The following is a 19,508-nucleotide window of genomic DNA, read 5'->3' on the forward strand; positions in this document are numbered from 1 at the left end:
CAGCAACCGTGCCATTTGTCAATGGCACAATGGATGCGTCAGGTGCGGGCGGCGGGTTCGGAAGCTGCACACACAGCGGACCGGGCCGCGCGAGATGCTCGCGCGGCCCGGTGGTTCACCGCCCGTCAGTTCCGGGTGCTGCCCTCGGGCACGGAGGACGCGGATTCCGTGGTCGGCGTTCCCGCGGCCCCGGGCTCCGCCGACATCACTTGGATGTCATCGGTCATGCGTGCGAGCGCCGCGGGTCCGTAGATCAGGTGGGTCGGCACGAACTTCATCCCGAGCCAGTAGAGGAGCATGCCCATGCCCGCGCCGATGAACCACGTGAAGCTGGCCTGATACACGGTGCCGAAGATGACGACACCGATCGGGAGGATCGACGCGATGGCGGTGGCGCCGACGGCAACCGGGTTCCAGCCGTTGCGGTACCAGTACGCGCCCTCGGGCCTCATCGTGAAGAGCTCGTCCACCTCGATTTTCTGCTTCTTGACGAGGTAGAAATCGGCAATCAGGATGCCGAACAGCGGACCGATGACCGCGCCGAGGGTGTCCATCGTGTAGTGGATCGCGGTCGGATTGTTGAAGAGGTTCCACGGCGTGATGAGCACCGAGCCGACCGCTGCGATCATGCCGCCGGTTCGCCAGCTGATCTTGGTGGGCGCGACATTCGAGAAGTCGAACGCCGGCGAGACGAAGTTCGCGACGATGTTGATCCCGATCGTGGCGATGGCGAAGGTGAGCACGCCCAGCACCGCGGCGGTCGTGTTGTCGATGCGATCGACGATGTGCACCGGATCGGTGATGATGTTGCCGTCCTCGTCGGTCCCGATGACCGTGACCGCCGCCGAGACCGTGCACACCACGAGGAGTGAGAAGAAGAGGAAGTTGACCGGTAGGCCCCAGAAGTTGCCCTTCTTGACCTCGCCGAAAGTGCGCCCGTAACGCGAGAAGTCACCGAAGTTGAGCATCGGACCCGAGAAGTAGGAGACCACGAGTGCGATCGCGCTGATCATCATCGTGAACGACGACCATCCGGAGAGTCCGTCGCCGACCGACAGGTCGAGACTCACGTTGTCCCAACCGGCCTCGACGACAAGGTAGGCCGCCAGCGCGATCATGACGACATACACTGCGGGACCGCAGAAGTCGATGAACTTCCGGATGGTCTCCATGCCGTTCCAGAACACGAACGCCTGCAGGATCCACATCAGGATGAAACCCGCCCAGCCGAGCGCGGACAAGCCGAGGAAACCACGCTGTTCGACATCGCCCCAGGGCTCGAGTCCGGGCCAGAACTTCAGCGCCAGGAGGCCGAAAGCGACTGAGGCGAGGTAGGTCTGGATGCCGTACCAGACGACCGCGATCACGCCGCGGATGATCGCCGGGATGTTGGCGCCCTTGACGCCGAACGAGACCCGGGTCGTCACCGGGTAGGGAACGCCCGCCATCTGGGAGGGCTTCGCGACCAGGTTGCACAGGATGTTGACGGCCACGATGCCCACCACGAGCGCCACCAGCACCTGCCAGGCCGCGATGCCCAGCGCGAAGAGGCTGCCCGCGAACACGTAGCCGCCGACGCTGTGCACGTCGGACATCCAGAAGGCGAAGATGTTGTACCACGTCCACTTCTGTTCCTTCAGTGGCGCGAGATCGGTGTTGGTGAGCCGTTCGTCGTAGGTGGACTTGATGACGCTCTCACCGGCGGCGCCGGTGTGAGACGTAGCCGCGGGTACCTGCGGTCCGGGCGTCCCGGAGGGTGGTGTGGACATTGGCGTTCTCCTGGTCCTGGTCAGCGGCCGGGGTCGGATGTCGTACGGGCGCACGCTGATGGGAGAAATGTAAGAACGGATTGTTACCCCGCGATGAACGGGCAGATATATTTCGCCGGGGCTCAGTCGTGGCGGACGTCGAGGAGTGCGGCGGTCTCGATGACCGCGCTCTCGAGGCGCTGGTGGTGACGGTGTGCGACGTCGAGGACCGATGCGGTGTCTCGGTCGCGGAACGCCGCGAGCAGGTCGGCGTGGTCGGTGTTGAGTGCCTGCTGGGTCTCGGCGGTCACCGATCTCATCACCTGGAACGGCTCGGTGAGATTCCAGGTCGCCTCGAACATGTTGAGCAGCCGCGGCATCGCGCACGGCTCGGTGAGAGCGCGATGGAACTCGCGGGAGATGTCGTGAAAAGCCTTGCCGTCGTTGTACTTCACCGCCGCGAGCAGCTCGATGTGGCGTGCGTGTGCGGTCTCCAGCGCGGACTCGTCGATCAGGCCGACCGACCGGGCGAGTGCTGCTTGTTCGAGAGTGCCTCGGACGAAGTAGATCTCGCGGAGCTCCTCGGTGGACAGCTGACTCACCCGGTACCCCACTCCGGGACGGTGCACCACCAGGCCTTCGCCGACCAGCGTCTTCAGGGCTTCGCGGACCGGGATCGGACTGACATCGAAGGCGTCGGCGATCTCGCCCGGCGGGAGTTGGGTCCCCGGCGGCGCGCCACCGGACAGGATCAGGCGACGTAGTTCCTCGAGCACATTCGCGCGTGTGTTGGCCGAGCGCGTCTCGGCGAGCTGGGCGAGCAGACGGTCGGTCATCCGCCTGTTCATCGAGATGACCGGGTCCGGGACGGGTGACGCGCGATCCAGTCGGCGACCGCCTCGGTGAGCCGATGCTGATTGTGCCGCTTGACGATCTCGTGACCCTCGTCGTCGAACATCAGCATCTCGGCCACGGCGCCGCGTGCCTGGAGTTCGGCGACGATCTGTTGCGACTCGCTCACCGGCACGTTGGTGTCGTGCGCTCCGTGGACGACGAGCAGCGGCGCGCGCACCGCGTCGATCCGGTGGATCGGCGACAGGTCGGCGAGGAGTTCCCGGTCGAACTCCGGATGTCCGTACTTGGTGTAGGCCGCCACCGCGATCCACGGTTCGGTGTTGCGGAAGAACGACTCCAGGTCGCTCATGCCGCAGATGGCGATCCCGGCTGCGAACAGGTCGGGATGGAAGGTCAGGCAAGCCAGGGTCAGATAACCGCCGTACGAACGGCCGGAGCAGTAGACCGCGTCGGGGTCGGCGATGCCCTGTCGACACAGGAACTCGGCACAGTCCGCGGCGTCGTCGATCCCGGCATACCGTCCGTATCGGTCGTCGGCGTGCGCGAACAACCGGCCGTATCCCAACGACCCGCGGACGTTCGCGGCGAAGACCGTGATCCCGGCGTCGACGAGGGGACCGAACAGGAACTGGTAGTCCGGGCGCGACTGTCCCTCCGGTCCGCCGTGGAAGTAGAGCAGGGTGGGGCCGGGCACGGCCGTGCCCGCGGCCCGCTTGGCGCGGAACAGGAAGCCGGACAACGGCATACCGTCGCGCGCCGAGAACTCCATCAGTTCGGGCCGGAGCAGACACGAGGGACCCTCGCCGGCGACGACGTCGTCGCGGACCGGGAACACCTGCCGGTTGGCGACATCCACGAGATGGACGAGGGGGGAGTGCTGCGGGCTCGACACCGTCACCGCCACGACCGACCCCGCGGCACTGATGGACAGGTCGGAGGCCACCTCGCCGGGCAGGTCGATGGGCGGGTGCAGAGTCTGATCGGGCAGAGTCAGGATCTGCAACTCGCTGCAGCCCCGCACATTCCACAGCAGGGCGACGGTCGACTGGTCGTGGCTGACCGCGAACTCGTCGAGCCCGATGTCGACGCGCTGGGCCATCACCCGGAAGCGCACGCCGAACTTGCTGACCTCGACTCCCAGAAGCCGCGGGAACTTGGCGTCGAAATCGCTGCGCACCAGCGCCTGGACACTGTCGAGGTCGCGCGCCGGTTCGTTCGGGGCGGGGACGAACACCAGGGATGAGTGATCGAAACCCTGGTCGAGGAGATAACCCTGGTCGGTGACCGCGCCCGGATCCTGTGGCAGCAGCGGGGTCATCGTGATCTCGTCGTCACCCGACTCGGGATGGCGGCGCAACAGCAGCATGTCGTGATAGCCACGCGGGCCTACCCGGACGAGGGTGGCACCCTTCCACGAGTCGATCAGCACGCTGCCCACGCGCTGATCGAGGGTGAGTGTCGTCCCTGTCCCCGGATGCACGCGGAGCGCGTGGGAGGTGCCGTCCTGATCGATGGCGGTGATCAGGACCCAGTCGGTGTCCCAGCCGACCAGGCCCACCGTGCCGAACGATCGCCCGTCGGGGCGCGTCGCGGCGATGCGATGGGCGGTGTCGTCGTCGGGATCGGTGGTGACGACCCACACCTGGTGGTGCTCACCGCCGCTCGGCGCGATCTCCACTGCGAGCCAGCGACCGTCGGTGGAGTGCACCACCTTTCGGACCGGACCGGTGGATCGGAGCTGCACCCAGCGCAACTCGCCGACGCCGTCCCGCGAGAGCGATCGCTGCGCGGCCCGCGGATAACCGGTGCCCTCGTCGACGATGTAGGCGAAGGCACTCCCGTCGGGGGAGAGCGAGGCGCCGTAGGTCTTCCAGCCGCGGTCGTCGAAACGCAGAGCGGTCACCGTCGGGCGTTCGCTTCCATCGTCTGCAACCACATCTCCAGCAGGGCGACCTGCCACAGCTCGTTGCCGTCGAGTCTCGTGCGGATCCCGTTGGGGTCGGCGAACAGTCGGTCGAGGGCCGCGGGCCGGTACAGGCCGCGGTCGCGGGCCGCCTTCGACCGCAGGGTGTCCGACACGAGATCGAGGACGTCGCCGGTCAGATGGCGGATTCCCGGCACCGGGAAGTACCCCTTCGTGCGATCGATGACCGCCGACGGCAGTAGTGCCCGGCTCGCCTCCTTGAGGACACCCTTGCCGCCGTGTGCCAGTTTGAGATCGGGGGGACACGTGGCGGCCAGTTCGACGAACTCGTGGTCGAGGAACGGGACGCGGGCCTCCAGGCCCCATGCCATCGTCATGGTGTCGACGCGTTTGACCGGGTCGTCGACGAGCATGACGGTCGTGTCCAGGCGGAGGGCGGCGTCGACGGCGGTGGCCGCGCCCGGTGCGGACTGGTGGGCCCAGGCGAATTCGAAGCTGGGGTCGTAACCGGCCTCGGTGAGGTAGTCGTCGGCGAGGATGCCGCGGATGTCGACATCGTCGCGGTCGAAGAACGCGTCGGCGTACGCGCGCGTCGTCTTTTCCCGGGTCACGTCCAGCAGCGGGGGATACCAGCTGTACCCGCCGAGGATCTCGTCGGCGCCCTGACCGGACTGGACCACCTTGATGGACTTGCTGACCTCCTGCGACAGGAGATAGAACGCGACGCAGTCGTGGCTGACCATCGGTTCGCCCATCGCCGCGATCGTGTCCGGGATCGCGGGCAGCAACCGGTCGGTCCCGATGTGGATCTTGTGATGGTCGGTACCGAAGGTGTCGGCGATGAGGTCGGAGTAGGCGTACTCGTCCCCCGACTCCCCGGCCGCGGAATCGAATCCGATGCTGAAGGTCGCGAGGTCGGTCTGGCCCTGTTCGGCGAGCAGCGCGACCACCAGTGAGGAGTCGACGCCCCCGGACAGCAGCACGCCGACCGGGACGTCGGCGACCATGCGCCGGCGCACGGACGTCCGCAGCGAGTCGAGCAGCTCGTGCTGCCATCGCTTCTCGTCCCAGTCCCGACGGTCGGGATGCGGTTCGAAAGCCGGTTCCCAGTAACGGCGTTCGGTGCGGCGTCCGTCGGGCTGGATGGTCATGACGGTGGCCGGCGGCAGCTTGCGGATGCCGTTGTAGATGGTGTGCGGTGCCGGGACGACGGCATGGAAGCTGAAGTAGTGGTGCAACGCCACCCGGTCGATCGAGGTGTCGACGTCGCCGGCGCGCAGGAGTGCCTGCACCGACGACGCGAACCGGAGTCGACCGGGGGTGTCGGCCAGGTAGAGCGGTTTGATGCCGAGCCGGTCGCGTCCCAGGGTGACCACGCCGGTGTCGGTGTCGACGACGGCGAACGCGAACATGCCCATGAAATGGTCCACGCAGTCGGGGCCCCAGGCATGGAACGCCTTGAGGATGACCTCGCTGTCGGCGTGGGAGAAGAACGAGTAACCCTTGCCCTCGAGTTCGGCGCGCAGTTCGTGGTGGTTGTAGATGCAGCCGTTGAAGACCAGTGCCAGGCCGAGTGCCGGGTCGATCATCGGCTGACTGCCCTTCTCGGTCAGGTCGATGATCTTCAGGCGCCGATGACCTAGCGCCACAGCACCTTTCGAGAAGACACCCGAGCCGTCAGGGCCGCGACGCGTCATCTCGCAGGTCATGGCGTCGACCGCCGAGACATCCGGAGCCGTCCCGTCGAATCGGATCTCGCCGCAGATTCCGCACATGGGTCGCTGGTCCTCCTCGTTAGCTGTCGTACTCCGGTGCCGATGGTGCCCTGGTGCCCCGGGCGGAGGCATCCTCCCACCCTAGGAGCAGCCGGTCGGGACGGCACCCCGGGCAGGGCGGCTACTTCGGCGTCACCCAGGTGGTGATGTCGCAGTGCACGACCTCGACGCCCTCGGTGTCGACGATGCTCACCGACACGGTGACGTCGGTGCCGGCGGTGATCGCGTCGAAGTCGACGGGGTCGGCCAGTCGCGCCTCGGCGGTCAGGCGCGTCGTTGCCTTCGTCAGATAGCTGGTCTGCATCGCCTTGGGAATCCAACGGTGGGTGGTGGGCGTGGTGGCCTCCATCAGCATCCCCATCGCGGCCTCGGCCAGGTTGCACGCCGCGATCGCGTGGAAGGTACCGATGTGGTTGTGGACGCCGAACCAGTTGGGCGCGGTGACCTTGCAGTAGCCGGGCTCCATCTCCTGCACCAGGGGCAGGACGGTGCCGAAGTACGGGACCTTCGCGACCATGCCGAGTGAGAAGAGGACGTTGCCCAGCGGATTGGCGGGCAGCTTCTTGCGCAGGGCGAAGGTGGGGTTCGTGGAACTCATGGCGGTATCTTACTCATCGGTCAGGTAAGGTTCGGCCGACGGTCGCCGGCGCTGATTTGATCGTGCTCCCGACCTGATGCATACTGTTCGGGTTGCCTTGACCGGCGGACGCAGGTTGTGCCATGTGCCAGACCCGCGGTCGCGATCAGGTGAATGACTCCCAGGCCCGGTCTACGGGGACTGGGCGTGTAACGCGTGCCCCGATATCGGTTCACGGTCCCGACACGCCCGACCGCGGGTGCCGGAGCAAACCGGCTCGTACCAGGTGCGAGCCAACGTACAACGACAGATGAACAGCGTCGATTGCCGTATCTCACACGGTGGTCATGTGCTCAGTCGGCGAGAGGTCGGTCCAGATCACGCGGTGTTTGTCTGTCGAGAACAACTGACGGAAGAGGACACAGCGTGGCGGGACAAAAGATCCGCATCAGGCTCAAGGCCTACGACCACGAGGCGATCGACGCTTCGGCGCGCAAGATCGTGGAGACCGTGACCCGTACCGGGGCACGCGTCGTCGGCCCGGTGCCATTGCCCACCGAGAAGAACGTGTACTGCGTCATCCGTTCGCCGCACAAGTACAAGGACAGCCGCGAACACTTCGAGATGCGTACCCACAAGCGACTCATCGACATCCTCGACCCGACACCGAAGACGGTCGACGCGCTCATGCGCATCGACCTGCCGGCCAGCGTCGACGTCAACATCCAGTAGGACGGGGGCGAGATAACACATGAGCAATCAGAGTTCGACCAAGGGCATCCTGGGCACCAAGCTCGGCATGACCCAGGTCTTCGACGAGAACAACCGCGTCGTCCCGGTGACTGTCATCCAGGCCGGCCCGAACGTGATCACCCAGCTCCGCACCGCGGACCGTGACGGCTACACGGCCGTCCAGCTCGCCTACGGCGCCGTCGATCCCCGCAAGGTGACCAAGCCGGTCGCCGGTCAGTTCGGCAAGGCCGGGGTCACCCCGCGCCGCCACCTGGCCGAGATCCGCGTCAACGACGTCGCCGAGTTCGAGGTCGGTCAGGAACTGACCGCCGAGATCTTCGCCGACGGCGCGCTGGTCGACGTCACCGGCACCTCCAAGGGCAAGGGCTTCGCCGGCGTCATGAAGCGCCACGGCTTCGCCGGTCTGGGCGCCAGCCACGGTGCCCACCGCGTGCACCGCGCTCCGGGTTCGATCGGTGGCTGCGCCACCCCGGGCCGCGTGTTCAAGGGCATGCGCATGGCAGGCCGCATGGGTAACGACAAGGTGACCACGCAGAACCTCACCGTCCACAAGGTGGACGCCGAGGCCGGTCTCCTGCTGATCAAGGGAGCGATCCCGGGTCGCAAGGGCGGCATCGTGATGGTTCGCGACGCAGTGAAGGGTGGTGCCAAATGAGCACCGAGACGGCTACCAAGCTGACGCTGGACGTCAAGACCGCCGACGGCAAGACCAACGGAACCGTTGACCTGCCCGCCGCGCTCTTCGACGCCCCGGCCAACATCGCGCTGATGCATCAGGTCGTCGTGGCCCAGCAGGCCGCGGCACGCCAGGGCACGCACTCCACCAAGACCCGCGGCGAGGTCCGCGGCGGTGGCGCCAAGCCGTACCGCCAGAAGGGCACCGGCCGTGCGCGTCAGGGTTCGACCCGCGCCCCGCAGTTCGCCGGCGGTGGCACCGTCCACGGCCCGCAGCCGCGCGACTACAGCCAGCGCACCCCCAAGAAGATGAAGGCGGCCGCACTGCGCGGTGCGCTGAGCGACCGCGCTCGTAACGAGCGCATCCACGTGATCACCGAACTGGTCTCCGGGCAGAAGCCCTCGACCAAGTCGGCGCGTCAGTTCCTGGAGAGCCTCTCCGATCGCCGCAAGTTCCTGGTCGTGCTCGGCCGCGAGGACCTGACGGCGTGGCTGAGTGTCGCGAACCTGCAGAACGTGCTGCCGATCGCGCCGGATCAGCTCAACACCTACGACGTCCTGGATTCGGACGAGGTGGTGTTCAGCGTCGAGACGCTCAATGCCTTCATCGAGCAGAACACGGCGGATGCCAAGGCTGCCGTCGAGAAGACAGCAGAGGAGGCCTGACATGGCGACCGTTGCCGACCCGCGCGACATCATCCTGGCGCCCGTGATCTCGGAGAAGTCCTACGGGCTCATGGAGGACAACGTGTACACCTTCCTGGTTCACCCGGAGTCCAACAAGACCGAGATCAAGATCGCGATCGAGAAGATCTTCGGTGTCAGCGTTGCCAGCGTCAACACCGCGAACCGACAGGGCAAGCGCAAGCGGACCCGCACCGGCTACGGCCAGCGCAAGTCCACCAAGCGCGCCATCGTGTCGCTGACCGCAGACAGCAAGCCCATCGAGATCTTCGGGGGCTCGGTCAGCTGACCGGGGCGCCCAGAGAAGGACTAGAGACTCATGGCTATTCGTAAGTACAAGCCGACGACCCCGGGTCGTCGCGGGGCCAGCGGCTCCGACTTCGCCGAGGTCACCCGTGACCACCCGGAGAAGTCGCTGGTGCGTCCGCTGCACGGGCGTGGTGGCCGAAACGCTCACGGCCGCATCACCACTCGTCACAAGGGTGGCGGCCACAAGCGCGCCTACCGTCTGATCGACTTCCGTCGCAACGACAAGGACGGCATCAACGCCAAGGTCGCTCACATCGAGTACGACCCCAACCGCACCGCGCGGATCGCGTTGCTGCACTACGTCGACGGCGAGAAGCGCTACATCATCGCGCCCAAGGGCCTGAAGCAGGGCGACGTCGTCGAGAGCGGCTCGACCGCCGACATCAAGCCCGGCAACAACCTGCCGCTGCGCAACATCCCGACCGGTACCCAGGTCCACGCCGTGGAGCTGCGTCCGGGTGGCGGCGCGAAGATGGCCCGCAGCGCGGGATCGTCGATCCAGCTGCTGGGCAAGGAAGGCACCTACGCCACCCTGCGTATGCCCTCCGGCGAGATCCGTCGCGTCGACGTGCGCTGCCGCGCCACCGTCGGCGAGGTGGGCAACGCCGAGCAGAGCAACATCAACTGGGGCAAGGCCGGCCGTATGCGGTGGAAGGGCAAGCGCCCGACCGTCCGTGGTGTGGTCATGAACCCGGTCGACCACCCGCACGGTGGTGGTGAGGGCAAGACCTCCGGTGGTCGCCACCCGGTCAGCCCGTGGGGCAAGCCCGAGGGCCGTACCCGCAAGAACAAGGCCAGCGACAAGCTGATCGTCCGCCGCCGTCGTACCGGCAAGAACAAGCGATAACAGGAGGAGGTAAGAGAATGCCACGCAGCCTCAAGAAGGGCCCGTTCGTCGACGACCACCTCCTGAAGAAGGTGGACGTCCAGAACGAGAAGGGCACCAAGCAGGTCATCAAGACCTGGTCCCGTCGTTCGACCATCATTCCCGACTTCATCGGTCACACCTTCGCCGTCCACGACGGCCGCAAGCACGTGCCGGTGTTCATCTCGGATTCGATGGTCGGGCACAAGCTGGGCGAGTTCGCCCCCACCCGTACCTTCAAGGGTCACATCAAGGATGACCGGAAAGCGAAGCGCCGGTAATGACTACGCAGACCGATAATCCGACAGCAAAGGCGACCGCCAAGTTCGTGCGCGTCACGCCGATGAAGGCGCGTCGTGTCCTGGACCTGGTCCGCGGCAAGAACGTGGACGAGGCCCTCGACATCCTGCGGTTCGCACCGCAGTCGGCGTCCGAGCCCGTGTACAAGGTCCTGGCGAGTGCCGTGGCCAACGCGGAGAACAACCTGGATCTGGATCGCCGGACCCTGGTCGTCGCCACCGCGTTCGCCGACGAGGGTCCGACCCTCAAGCGCTTCCAGCCGCGCGCGCAGGGTCGTGCGTTCCGTATCCGCAAGCGCACCAGCCACATCACCGTGGTCGTGGAGAGCCTGCCGGAGAAGGCAGCCGGGGGCCGTGGCCGTTCGCGTCAGCCGAAGAAGAAGGGAGCCTAGTAGTGGGCCAGAAAATCAACCCGCACGGCTTCCGTCTGGGCATCACCACCGACTGGAAGTCGCGGTGGTACGCCGACAAGCAGTACGCGGACTACGTCAAAGAGGATGTCGCCATCCGCAAGCTCCTCTCCACGGGGCTCGAGCGGGCCGGCATCGCGAAGGTGGAGATCGAGCGCACCCGTGACCGGGTTCGCGTCGACATCCACACCGCGCGTCCGGGCATCGTCATCGGTCGCCGTGGCGCCGAGGCCGATCGCATCCGCGGCGACCTGGAGAAGCTGACCGGTAAGCAGGTCCAGCTGAACATCCTCGAGGTCAAGAACGCCGAGTCCGAGGCGCAGCTGGTGGCCCAGGGCGTCGCCGAGCAGCTGAGCAACCGTGTGGCGTTCCGCCGCGCGATGCGCAAGGCGATCCAGTCGGCGATGCGTCAGCCGAACGTGAAGGGCATCCGGGTCCAGTGCTCGGGTCGTCTGGGCGGCGCTGAGATGAGCCGCAGTGAGTTCTACCGCGAGGGTCGCGTGCCGCTGCACACGCTGCGCGCCGACATCGACTACGGACTCTACGAAGCCAAGACCACCTTCGGCCGGATCGGCGTGAAGGTGTGGATCTACAAGGGCGACATCGTCGGTGGACGTCGTGAGCTGGCCGCGGCCGCTCCGGCAGCCGAGGATCGCCGTCCGCGCCGGCCCAGCCGGCCCCGGCGTAGCGGTGCCTCGGGCACCACTGCGACGAGCACCGACGCCGCTCGCGCGGCCGAGGCCGCTCCCGCCGAGGCCACCGCTGGTGCGGCTGAGAAGCAGGAGGGCTAGGCCATGTTGATCCCACGTCGGGTCAAGCACCGCAAGCAGCACCACCCCAGCCTCAAGGGGCAGGCCAAGGGCGGCACCAAGGTGACGTTCGGCGATTACGGCATCCAGGCTCTGGAAGGCGCGTACATCACCAACCGTCAGATCGAGTCCGCTCGTATCGCGATCAACCGGCACATCAAGCGTGGCGGCAAGGTCTGGATCAACATCTTCCCGGACCGCCCGCTCACCAAGAAGCCGGCCGAGACCCGCATGGGTTCGGGTAAGGGTTCGCCCGAGTGGTGGGTCGCCCCGGTCAAGCCGGGTCGCGTGCTGTTCGAGATGACCTACCCGAATGAGGAGATCGCTCGCGAGGCCCTGCGTCGCGCGCAGCACAAGCTCCCCATCAAGACCAGGATCGTGACCAGAGAGGAGCAGTTCTGATGGCACTCGGAGTTGCTGCGAACGAGCTTCGTGAGCTCAACGACGCTGATCTGGTCGATCGCCTGAAAGAGTCGAAGGAAGAACTGTTCAACCTTCGGTTCCAGATGGCCACCGGCCAGCTCGACAACAACCGTCGCCTGCGGACCGTGCGTCGCGAGATCGCGCGTATCTACACCGTGATGCGCGAGCGGGAGCTGGGCCTGGCGTCCGGACCGGATGGTGATGACGCATGAGTGAGGACCAGAAGGTGACCGAAACCCAGACCGAGGTGCGCGCACGCCGCAAGGAGCGCATCGGCTACGTGGTCAGCGACAAGATGCAGAAGACCATCGTGGTCGAGCTGGAAGATCGTAAGAGCCACCCGCTCTACGGCAAGATCATCCGGACCACGAGCAAGGTCAAGGCCCACGACGAGAACGGCGATGCCGGCGTCGGTGACCGCGTGCGGATCATGGAGACCCGCCCGCTGTCGGCGACCAAGCACTGGCGTCTCGTCGAGGTGCTGGAGAAGGCCAAGTAAGGCTTCTCCCAACGAGTTCTACCGTCACCGGCCCGTTCCCCACATGGAGCGGGCCGGTTTCGTCTGTCCGATCCCTGAGGAGCTCCGGGAGCGTTGGGGAGGAGTGTGTGCTTCCGATCCCTGAGGAGCTCCGGAGCTTGCGGAGGAGCGTCACGAAGGGTTGGTCTCAACAGGGGATTGACCGGTCGAGCCGGACGGTGTGAGGCTGAGATGCGATGCCCACCACCGATCTCGCGAGCGGCGACACCCCCGCACGACCCGCCTGGGTGCGGCGCGCATTCGAATCGGATTCGGCGGAGCCGGATCTGGACCGCGTCCGCCGGGTGGGCGCCCGCTTCCTGGGCCTGGGTTTCATCGGTTACCCCGTGGTCTCCGCCGCGTCGATCCTCGCCTCGGCGCCGCTGACCGACACCTGGTGGCCACCGCTGAGCATCCTGCTGTCGGTCGGACCGGGAATCCTGTTGATCGCGGCGACCTTTCGACCGGGCACGGCGTGGCTCACCCCGCTCGCCCTCACGAGCTGGGCCGGGTACATCCTCGGCCTGGGTCTGTGGTTCGTGGCCTGGAACGGGCAGACCCTGACGAATCCCGACGACTCGGCGCAGTGGATGGTCGCCTTCTGCGGTATGCCGAGCATGGTGCTGATGCTCGTGCGGCCGCGTCTCGCGGTGGCGGGTCTGCTCGTGTCGTCGACACTCGCGCACATCTCCCAGCAGCTCGGCCGGTTCGGTGAGGTGACTTCCGATGCGCCCGTGGAGATCCTGTGGTCGCTGGTGTTCACCGGTGTGTTCCTCGCGGTCGTGATGGTCGCGACCCGCACCGGCCGTGAGCTCGACGAGACGCGTGAGGAGACCTACCGCACCGCGGCCAGCGTGGCCGCGGCGTCGGCCCGCGAGGTGGAGAAGGAGCGGTTCGATGCCATCGTGCACGACCGGGTCATCGCCTCACTCCTGGCCGTCCGGCCGGGGCGTCCCGATGAGCGGCTCGCCGCCCAGGCCGCGTCGGCCCTCGACGAACTCGCCCGGGTACCGGGACCCGGGGATGCGGACACCGTGACGGATGTCGAGGTGGTCCGGCGCATCAGGTCGGCCGCCGCCGACATCTCCGAACGTTTCGACGTGGCGGTCGTGGGTGGCCAGAACACCGATGACCAGGACCCCGATGGCCAGGACCCCGGTGACCCGGACCCCGGTGACCAGGACGGCGTGGACGACTCGCGCGCCGAGGCGGCCTCGTATCCCGTCGAGGTCCTCGACGCGGTCGTCGAGGCGATGTCGGAGTCGTTGCGGAACGTGCTGCGCCACGCCGGGGACGATGCCGAATGCGCCGTCATCGTGCAGTTGGCTCCCGACGCGCTGAGCATGGCGGTCGTCGACGACGGCGTCGGGTTCGATCCGGAGTCGGTGGCGGTCGGCCGGCTGGGAATCGCGGTGAGCATCCGCGGTCGTCTCGCGAGGCTGCCCGGCGGCCACGCGCGGGTGCACAGTCGCGCCGGGCGGGGGACCACGGTCCAGATCCGATGGGTGCGGCCGTGAGACGAGAGTGTTCTCGCGGCGTCGACGACGCCGAACGCGGCGAGGTCGTCAATGCGTTCGGCATCGGGTCGCGGCCCCTGTGGCTGATGATGGGCGCGTTCGCGTGTGGCTACTTCGCCGTGACGCTCTATGCCGACTCGTCCATCACCGGGTGGTGGCAGTGGACCGGGGTGTTCGCCGGTTTCGTGTTGTTCGTCGTGGCCGGGATGACGATCCTCGATTCGCCCGGGGATCCGCTGCCCGGTTCGACGACCTCCGTCATCGCCGCGATGACAGTCTCGGCCGTGGCCGTGACGCTGTTCTCGTTGCCGTCGCCGCCGTCGCACGTGATGCAGACCGGGCCGCCGATAGGGGCATCGGTGATCATCCTGGCCTTCGTCGCGGTGCGCGGTCGTCCCCTGGCGGCGTGGCTCGCGAGCGGTTGCATCAGCGTCATCGCGGGCGTGTGGGGCGCCGTCTCGACCGCGGGAGCGGTGTGGGGACTGTCGATCACCCTGCCGGGATACGCGATCATGATCATGGGGTCGCTGTTCTCCGTCATGCTGCGCCCGATGGCCCGCACCATCTACGAACTACGCGAGGCCAACGAGCGCCAGGTGGCGCTCGACGCCGCAGCCGCGGCGGCCACCGAGGTGCGGGACCGACGTCTCGCCGCTCTCGACGAACGCGCACGCCCCGTCCTCACACGCATCGCGCGCCGGGAGACCTTCACCGCCGACGAGGTGGCCACGGCCCGACTGCTCGAGGCGCAGTTGCGCGACGGCATCCGTGCCTCCGGGCTCGACCTCCCGATGGTCCGGGACGCGGCGTGGCGGGCGCGTCAGCGGGGTGTGCGCGTCGTTCTGCTCGACGACGGCGGGCTGGCCGAGCTCGACGACGCGTACGCGGACGTGGCGCGCGAACGGCTGGCGAACGCGGTCGCCGAGCTGCTGGACGAGGTCGAGGACGGCCGCGTGACGGTACGCATCCAACCACCGGGGCGCGATGTGCTCGCGTCGGTCGGAGTGGACTCCGACCGACGGACCGACCGCATCGAGTTCGATCGACGGGTCATCCTCGTCGGTGCCACCGAGCAGGGGACGCCCGCGTCGGGTCGGTGATGTCAGGCGCCGTCGTTGCGTAACCACTCGAGGACGGCCGGCGTCACCGGAGCGGTCGCGTCGGCATATTCCGGGTGCTTTTTCAGAAATGCGGCCACCAGCGGGCACACGCCGACGATCGTGAGGTTGCGTGCGCGGGCGTCGTCGAGGGCTTCGCGCACCAGGATCGTCGCGAGACCGCGTCCGCCGAACGCCGGGTCGACCTCGGTGTGGAAGAACACCCGCTCGGTCGTCGGAGCGTCGTCGGTCCCGGAGGCCCGGTCGCGGTACTCGGCGAAGCCGGCCAGTGCCTCACCACCGGGCGCGTCGACGTGGATGTCGTAGCGGCGTTCGGCGGGGTTGTCGCCGACCGTGGTCTCGGCGCCGGTCTTGTCCGCGGTCATCGCTGCACCGCCACGATCGGGCCGTGCACGGACCAGGGGAAGTCGATCCACTTGTCGGTGGTCCGCCAGCTGTAGTCGGGGATCGTGATGGTGTGCGGCTTCTTGTAGAGCACGGCGTTGCGGACCTCGGCGACCCGTCCCTGCTCCTGGCAGAAATCGTTGACCAGTTTGAGGGTCTTGCCGGTGTCGGCCACGTCGTCGACGACGAGCACCCGCTGGTCGGTCAGACCGCTCGACTCCAGGAGCGAGGGCAGCATCACCGGTTCGGACAGTGTCTCGCCGACGCCGGTGTAGAACTCGACGTTCAACGAGATCATCAGCTTGCAGTCCAGGGCGTAGGCGAGGGCGCCGGCCGGGATCAGGCCGCCGCGGGCGATGCCGAGGATGATGTCCGGGACGAACGCGTCGGCGGCCACCTGCTCGGCGAGTTCACGGCAGGCGACGCCGTTGAGCTCCCAGGTGAGCACCTCGCGCTCGGGAGATGGAGTGGTCATGGGAGACACTCTTCCAGAGTCTGTTCGGCAGGGGGTGTCGGAGTGGATACGCGACGGCGACTGGCCCCGACGCCGGTAGAGGGAACCAGCCCCGCCCGTCTCTTCCATCCGAAAACGGATCTTCACGCTGTCGTATACATCGTGACGATCGCCGGCCGAGTCTGATTTGGGCCTGCAGATTCACAACTGATCTCGAAAAGAATCGACGGACCTGGGCACCGCCAATCAACAGGTGTTGCCGCGTGCGCACATCCACCTCGGATGCGACAGCTCTTGTTTCCGTGGGATCAGACGCGGAACATACAGACGACGACCGAATGTTTCGTGGTGCAGCTTCAGCGTCGGCGCACGCTTGCCGGTGGTGAGGCGGGTGCTCAGGTCTCGACAAGACTGGCGCTCGGGGTGTCCCGCGGACCTCTCAAACGTGAGAGGTTCTGAAGCGGAGCGCAACAATTGCGGGAATTACTCGGTGACGGGCGATGTCCGTTCTCGTCGTTGTCGACCAAACAGGCGCCAGCGCCCCGAGTCTGAATCGTAACTCCGGAAGATGACGCCCGCGATCGAGAACTGCACGAGGTTGATGGGGAGAACAAGAGTCTGAAACATTGCCGCCCGGACGTCCCCGTGTACGCGCTGGGTGCGTATCGTCGCTCTCAGGTACTTCCAGTTCGAAACCAGTGATGCTCGATAGCGGCGCGTCGAGATGGAGACGATCATCGCCGGAAGCTGCCGGATGTCTGCTCCCGACCGCTTGAGCGCATAAGAAAGGTCTACGTCTTCGTGAGTTCCCGGGGCATTTATCAAGTGTCGGCTCGCGGCGTGCCACGCCTCGCGCCGGACGACTGAGTTTCCGCCTGATAGGCCCGACGCACGGCCGACGTCTCGGAGTTCGTACTTGCTGGATGCCGCACGGACTGCGGCGCGCGCCTTCGGTGTGAACGGAGAATCAAAGAAATAGAATGGACCGTTGGCGCCACTTACGTCCGGATTGGCGGACATGTACTTCGAGGCGGCCTCTACCCAGTCCGATTCGAGACGGGAATCGGCGTCAATCTGACCCAGCAGATCCCCGGAGGCCGCCGACATGCCGTTTTGTCGTGCCCACGCAACGCCTTGTCGGTCTTCTGATCTTATGACCAACGGTAATAGTTGCGCGAACTCTTTGACTACTTCGAGTGTGTGATCCGTTGAGTTGTTGTCTACGATCACGCACTCGTGAACCGGAACGGTTTGGTTCACGATGCACGACAGACAATCGCGAATTGCGGCCTCTTCATTGAAGACTGGGATGACGATACTGACCCGCATATCTTCTCCATCGTCGGGACGTTGTCCAAGGTGTGCTGTGAGCGTAACGTCCGCCGAACGCTCAGACAGTAGACACGGCGGTCTGAAGCGTCGAGTCGTGGGCGGCTTCAGGCGCATCGAATCGGTGTTCTAGTCGCAGTGGAGCCCAGGTCTGTGACGTCTGTCCGACGTCAGACGCTACCGGCCGCCCGCGCGGAGATCACCGATGATCCGCTCCGAGATCTCAGGGCCGGCAATCTGAAGGCCACGAGAGTGAGGGAAGCGAATGTACAGCGGCCGTGGGGGCCGTTCAATATTCGAGTGCGAATCTCCACACACATGGGATGGACCAGGGCCAATAGCCCGGCGATCTGCCAAACCTCGCCGACTACGACTGTGCAGGGCAAGAGGTCGCGGGTGCACAACTCTTGTAACGAGGTGGCGGTGCCGCTGCGATCTTCGGACAGGCGTCCGAGCCGTGCTCGCTGGCAAGATCGTATGGATGCGCGTCGGTCTTGTGTCTTACCTCGGTACTCCATTCGCTAGTGGTTAGTCTGGGGTAGCCAGCGATCATAGTTGTGGGTGTCCTGATGATCAGTCCGTGCGAGCGTTAGGAAGTCATGCCCGAGGCCACAGAGCCGGTTGAGACATACAGGCCGCGGCATCAGCGAACGGAAGGTGGGTCCGACCCGTTTGCTGTGCCGGACCCGGTGGCGGAGAAGTTGCGTCAATGGAGAGACGAGCGGTCGAGGCACGGCGATCCTTCTAGTGATGATGCAGAAGTCATTCAGCAAGACCGTCCGGGTGACGCGGCGCGGATTGCGCCGCATCTCTCCCCGCCGAGGTCTGGGTCGGACACGCGCGAGTCAGCCGAACCGACCACTCACTTCGAGGCCACAGAGCGGTCTAGATTCGTCACGAACCCGTCGGTGTCGCCAGCCCGGCTCGATGGCCCGCTGGCTGGCGGGCCATCCCCGAAAGCCGCATCTGCCCTCGGTTTCAATGGTGCGAAATTGCCACCGAACGGCAGCGTTGCACTGTCAACGGCCCCACCCACGGCCGACCTGAGCGCGATCGTCCCCGGTGTCGAGCGCCCGGCGTCAGATCGGCCTGTCATCCAGGCAACCAACCTGCAGAAGCGATTCAAAGACACTGTGGCAGTCGAAGACGTGAGCTTCTCCGTAGCTCCGGGCACCATCGTCGCCATCCTGGGGCCCAACGGCGCCGGTAAGACCACCACTGTCAACATGCTGTGCACCCTTCTCAAGCCGGACAGCGGATCCGCGTCGGTGAATGGCCACGACGTACAGCACGAGGCGGCGGCGGTCCGCCGTTCCATCATGTTGACCGGCCAGTTCGCAGCGCTGGACGAATCGCTCACCGGCCGGGAAAACCTCATCCTGTTCGGTCGCTTGCTCGGCTTGTCCAAGAAGGCTGCCCGCACCCGGGCGGACGAGCTGCTCGACACGTTCTCTTTGGTGGATGCCGGCTCGAAGAAGGTCGGCAAGTATTCCGGCGGCATGCGTCGGCGCATCGACATCGCCTGCGGGCTGGTGACGTCACCGAAAGTCGTGTTTCTGGACGAGCCCACCACTGGTCTCGATCCGCGCAGTCGGCAAGAGGTGTGGTCGCTTGTCGAGACGCTTCGCAGCTCCGGTGTGACGATCCTGCTGACCACCCAGTATCTAGAAGAGGCCGACACCCTCTCCGACAACATTGTGGTGATCGATAAGGGACGCGTCATCGCCGAGGGCACATCCGACGAGCTCAAAGAATCAATCGGCGCCGCATACTGCGAGGTGACCCCTTCCCACGCGTTCGATCTCGCCCGCCTGCGCGACGTCCTGGCCGATCTGAATCCACGGCCCGCCGAGTCGACGGGAGATCTGCACGTGGTCGCAGTGCCTGCTCCGGGTGGACCGCAGACTCTCGTCGAGGTCATCCGGCGTACTTCCGAGGAGGGCATCGAGCTGTCGGACGTGGCCATGCGGCGGCCGTCTCTGGACGAGGTGTTCCTTGCGCTCACTGATCCCCGGCGCGACCGGAGACCGTCGCCATGATGGTCGGTGTGCCAGACACAGCCGGCGCGACCGGGACTCCTTCG

Annotated in this window: 22 protein-coding genes; 14 read left to right on the top strand and 8 right to left on the bottom strand. The window is 66.2% G+C overall.

Annotated elements, in window-relative coordinates; translation table 11 throughout:
* Positions 1-125: 125 nt before the first annotated feature.
* From ACFVHY_RS22540 to ACFVHY_RS22560, 5 genes are all read right to left on the bottom strand, one after another.
* On the bottom strand, positions 126-1,769 hold the full coding sequence (locus ACFVHY_RS22540) for an NCS1 family nucleobase:cation symporter-1 (protein WP_390275574.1): 1,644 nt from the start codon (positions 1,767-1,769) through the stop codon (positions 126-128).
* A gap of 122 nt (positions 1,770-1,891) precedes the next feature.
* Complete coding sequence (locus ACFVHY_RS22545; RefSeq protein ID WP_390275575.1) at positions 1,892-2,584, bottom strand: GntR family transcriptional regulator; 693 nt, start codon at positions 2,582-2,584, stop codon at positions 1,892-1,894.
* Between the two features lie 8 nt (positions 2,585-2,592).
* A complete protein-coding gene (locus ACFVHY_RS22550) occupies positions 2,593-4,506 on the bottom strand; it encodes an alpha/beta hydrolase family protein (protein WP_390275576.1) in 1,914 nt (637 codons plus the stop codon).
* Complete coding sequence (locus ACFVHY_RS22555; protein WP_390275578.1) at positions 4,503-6,302, bottom strand: N-acetylglutaminylglutamine amidotransferase; 1,800 nt, start codon at positions 6,300-6,302, stop codon at positions 4,503-4,505. The genes ACFVHY_RS22550 and ACFVHY_RS22555 overlap by 4 nt, the downstream gene beginning before the upstream one ends.
* Before the next feature lie 121 nt (positions 6,303-6,423).
* Positions 6,424-6,900, bottom strand: a complete 477-nt coding sequence (locus tag ACFVHY_RS22560) for a hotdog fold domain-containing protein (RefSeq protein WP_390275580.1) — start codon at positions 6,898-6,900, stop codon at positions 6,424-6,426.
* A gap of 405 nt (positions 6,901-7,305) precedes the next feature.
* Between ACFVHY_RS22560 and rpsJ the strand changes: the two genes are divergently transcribed.
* From rpsJ to ACFVHY_RS22625, 13 genes are all read left to right on the top strand, one after another.
* Entirely contained in the window at positions 7,306-7,611 is a 306-nt protein-coding gene (gene rpsJ, locus ACFVHY_RS22565; RefSeq protein WP_003938093.1) for a 30S ribosomal protein S10, read from the top strand.
* 19 nt (positions 7,612-7,630) lie between these two features.
* On the top strand, positions 7,631-8,287 hold the full coding sequence (gene rplC / locus ACFVHY_RS22570) for a 50S ribosomal protein L3 (RefSeq protein WP_058252343.1): 657 nt from the start codon (positions 7,631-7,633) through the stop codon (positions 8,285-8,287).
* Positions 8,284-8,973, top strand: a complete 690-nt coding sequence (gene rplD / locus ACFVHY_RS22575; protein WP_058252342.1) for a 50S ribosomal protein L4 — start codon at positions 8,284-8,286, stop codon at positions 8,971-8,973. The genes rplC and rplD overlap by 4 nt, the downstream gene beginning before the upstream one ends.
* A gap of 1 nt (position 8,974) precedes the next feature.
* Positions 8,975-9,280, top strand: a complete 306-nt coding sequence (rplW, locus tag ACFVHY_RS22580; protein WP_058252341.1) for a 50S ribosomal protein L23 — start codon at positions 8,975-8,977, stop codon at positions 9,278-9,280.
* A gap of 30 nt (positions 9,281-9,310) precedes the next feature.
* Positions 9,311-10,147 (top strand): 50S ribosomal protein L2, encoded by an 837-nt coding sequence (gene rplB / locus ACFVHY_RS22585; RefSeq protein WP_004020552.1) that lies wholly within the window; start codon positions 9,311-9,313, stop codon positions 10,145-10,147.
* Positions 10,148-10,164: 17 nt separating this feature from the next.
* Positions 10,165-10,446: a 30S ribosomal protein S19 gene (rpsS, locus tag ACFVHY_RS22590; protein ID WP_004020551.1), complete on the top strand. Its 282-nt coding sequence runs from the start codon at positions 10,165-10,167 to the stop codon at positions 10,444-10,446.
* Positions 10,446-10,856, top strand: coding sequence for a 50S ribosomal protein L22 (rplV, locus tag ACFVHY_RS22595; protein ID WP_004020550.1), 411 nt, complete (start codon positions 10,446-10,448; stop codon positions 10,854-10,856). The genes rpsS and rplV overlap by 1 nt, the downstream gene beginning before the upstream one ends.
* Before the next feature lie 2 nt (positions 10,857-10,858).
* Positions 10,859-11,665, top strand: a complete 807-nt coding sequence (rpsC, locus tag ACFVHY_RS22600; protein ID WP_004020549.1) for a 30S ribosomal protein S3 — start codon at positions 10,859-10,861, stop codon at positions 11,663-11,665.
* Positions 11,666-11,668: 3 nt separating this feature from the next.
* The gene (rplP, locus tag ACFVHY_RS22605; protein ID WP_004020548.1) at positions 11,669-12,085 is read left to right on the top strand and encodes a 50S ribosomal protein L16; all 417 of its coding nucleotides are present in this window, start codon (positions 11,669-11,671) and stop codon (positions 12,083-12,085) included.
* Positions 12,085-12,318, top strand: coding sequence for a 50S ribosomal protein L29 (gene rpmC, locus ACFVHY_RS22610; protein WP_004020547.1), 234 nt, complete (start codon positions 12,085-12,087; stop codon positions 12,316-12,318). The genes rplP and rpmC overlap by 1 nt, the downstream gene beginning before the upstream one ends.
* Entirely contained in the window at positions 12,315-12,605 is a 291-nt protein-coding gene (rpsQ, locus tag ACFVHY_RS22615) for a 30S ribosomal protein S17 (RefSeq protein ID WP_058252339.1), read from the top strand. Before rpmC ends, rpsQ begins: the two co-directional genes overlap by 4 nt.
* A 215-nt stretch (positions 12,606-12,820) precedes the next feature.
* A complete protein-coding gene (locus ACFVHY_RS22620) occupies positions 12,821-14,140 on the top strand; it encodes a sensor histidine kinase (protein WP_390275584.1) in 1,320 nt (439 codons plus the stop codon).
* On the top strand, positions 14,137-15,240 hold the full coding sequence (locus tag ACFVHY_RS22625) for a hypothetical protein (protein WP_390275586.1): 1,104 nt from the start codon (positions 14,137-14,139) through the stop codon (positions 15,238-15,240). The genes ACFVHY_RS22620 and ACFVHY_RS22625 overlap by 4 nt, the downstream gene beginning before the upstream one ends.
* A 2-nt stretch (positions 15,241-15,242) precedes the next feature.
* Here ACFVHY_RS22625 and ACFVHY_RS22630 read toward each other — a convergent pair whose 3' ends face one another.
* The 3 genes from ACFVHY_RS22630 to ACFVHY_RS22640 all read right to left on the bottom strand — a co-directional run bounded on the left by ACFVHY_RS22630 (position 15,243) and on the right by ACFVHY_RS22640 (position 17,425).
* The gene (locus ACFVHY_RS22630) at positions 15,243-15,623 is read right to left on the bottom strand and encodes a GNAT family N-acetyltransferase (RefSeq protein WP_390275587.1); all 381 of its coding nucleotides are present in this window, start codon (positions 15,621-15,623) and stop codon (positions 15,243-15,245) included.
* Positions 15,620-16,117, bottom strand: a complete 498-nt coding sequence (locus ACFVHY_RS22635) for a phosphoribosyltransferase (protein WP_311277082.1) — start codon at positions 16,115-16,117, stop codon at positions 15,620-15,622. The genes ACFVHY_RS22630 and ACFVHY_RS22635 overlap by 4 nt, the downstream gene beginning before the upstream one ends.
* A 462-nt stretch (positions 16,118-16,579) precedes the next feature.
* On the bottom strand, positions 16,580-17,425 hold the full coding sequence (locus ACFVHY_RS22640) for a glycosyltransferase (RefSeq protein WP_390275588.1): 846 nt from the start codon (positions 17,423-17,425) through the stop codon (positions 16,580-16,582).
* 599 nt (positions 17,426-18,024) lie between these two features.
* Here ACFVHY_RS22640 and ACFVHY_RS22645 point away from each other — a divergent pair.
* Positions 18,025-19,464 carry an ATP-binding cassette domain-containing protein gene (locus ACFVHY_RS22645; protein ID WP_390275589.1) on the top strand — a complete coding sequence of 480 codons (1,440 nt, stop codon included), beginning with the start codon at positions 18,025-18,027 and terminating at the stop codon, positions 19,462-19,464.
* Positions 19,465-19,508 lie beyond the last annotated feature (44 nt).

The organism is Gordonia sp. NPDC127522, from assembly GCF_042672305.1.
In the GTDB taxonomy this organism is placed as follows: Bacteria; Actinomycetota; Actinomycetes; order Mycobacteriales; family Mycobacteriaceae; genus Gordonia; species Gordonia hongkongensis.

Bases quoted from the DNA above. Each gene is read 5' to 3' on its own strand.
- ACFVHY_RS22540 (WP_390275574.1), bottom strand. From the start codon at position 1,769: ATGTCCACACCACCCTCCGGGACGCCCGGACCGCAGGTACCCGCGGCT.
- ACFVHY_RS22545 (WP_390275575.1), bottom strand. From the start codon at position 2,584: ATGACCGACCGTCTGCTCGCCCAGCTCGCCGAGACGCGCTCGGCCAAC.
- ACFVHY_RS22555 (WP_390275578.1), bottom strand. From the start codon at position 6,302: ATGTGCGGAATCTGCGGCGAGATCCGATTCGACGGGACGGCTCCGGAT.
- ACFVHY_RS22560 (WP_390275580.1), bottom strand. From the start codon at position 6,900: ATGAGTTCCACGAACCCCACCTTCGCCCTGCGCAAGAAGCTGCCCGCC.
- rplC (WP_058252343.1), top strand. From the start codon at position 7,631: ATGAGCAATCAGAGTTCGACCAAGGGCATCCTGGGCACCAAGCTCGGC.
- rplD (WP_058252342.1), top strand. From the start codon at position 8,284: ATGAGCACCGAGACGGCTACCAAGCTGACGCTGGACGTCAAGACCGCC.
- rplW (WP_058252341.1), top strand. From the start codon at position 8,975: ATGGCGACCGTTGCCGACCCGCGCGACATCATCCTGGCGCCCGTGATC.
- rplB (WP_004020552.1), top strand. From the start codon at position 9,311: ATGGCTATTCGTAAGTACAAGCCGACGACCCCGGGTCGTCGCGGGGCC.
- rpsS (WP_004020551.1), top strand. From the start codon at position 10,165: ATGCCACGCAGCCTCAAGAAGGGCCCGTTCGTCGACGACCACCTCCTG.
- rplV (WP_004020550.1), top strand. From the start codon at position 10,446: ATGACTACGCAGACCGATAATCCGACAGCAAAGGCGACCGCCAAGTTC.
- rplP (WP_004020548.1), top strand. From the start codon at position 11,669: ATGTTGATCCCACGTCGGGTCAAGCACCGCAAGCAGCACCACCCCAGC.
- rpmC (WP_004020547.1), top strand. From the start codon at position 12,085: ATGGCACTCGGAGTTGCTGCGAACGAGCTTCGTGAGCTCAACGACGCT.
- rpsQ (WP_058252339.1), top strand. From the start codon at position 12,315: ATGAGTGAGGACCAGAAGGTGACCGAAACCCAGACCGAGGTGCGCGCA.
- ACFVHY_RS22620 (WP_390275584.1), top strand. From the start codon at position 12,821: ATGCCCACCACCGATCTCGCGAGCGGCGACACCCCCGCACGACCCGCC.
- ACFVHY_RS22630 (WP_390275587.1), bottom strand. From the start codon at position 15,623: ATGACCGCGGACAAGACCGGCGCCGAGACCACGGTCGGCGACAACCCC.
- ACFVHY_RS22635 (WP_311277082.1), bottom strand. From the start codon at position 16,117: ATGACCACTCCATCTCCCGAGCGCGAGGTGCTCACCTGGGAGCTCAAC.
- ACFVHY_RS22640 (WP_390275588.1), bottom strand. From the start codon at position 17,425: ATGCGGGTCAGTATCGTCATCCCAGTCTTCAATGAAGAGGCCGCAATT.
- ACFVHY_RS22645 (WP_390275589.1), top strand. From the start codon at position 18,025: ATGCCCGAGGCCACAGAGCCGGTTGAGACATACAGGCCGCGGCATCAG.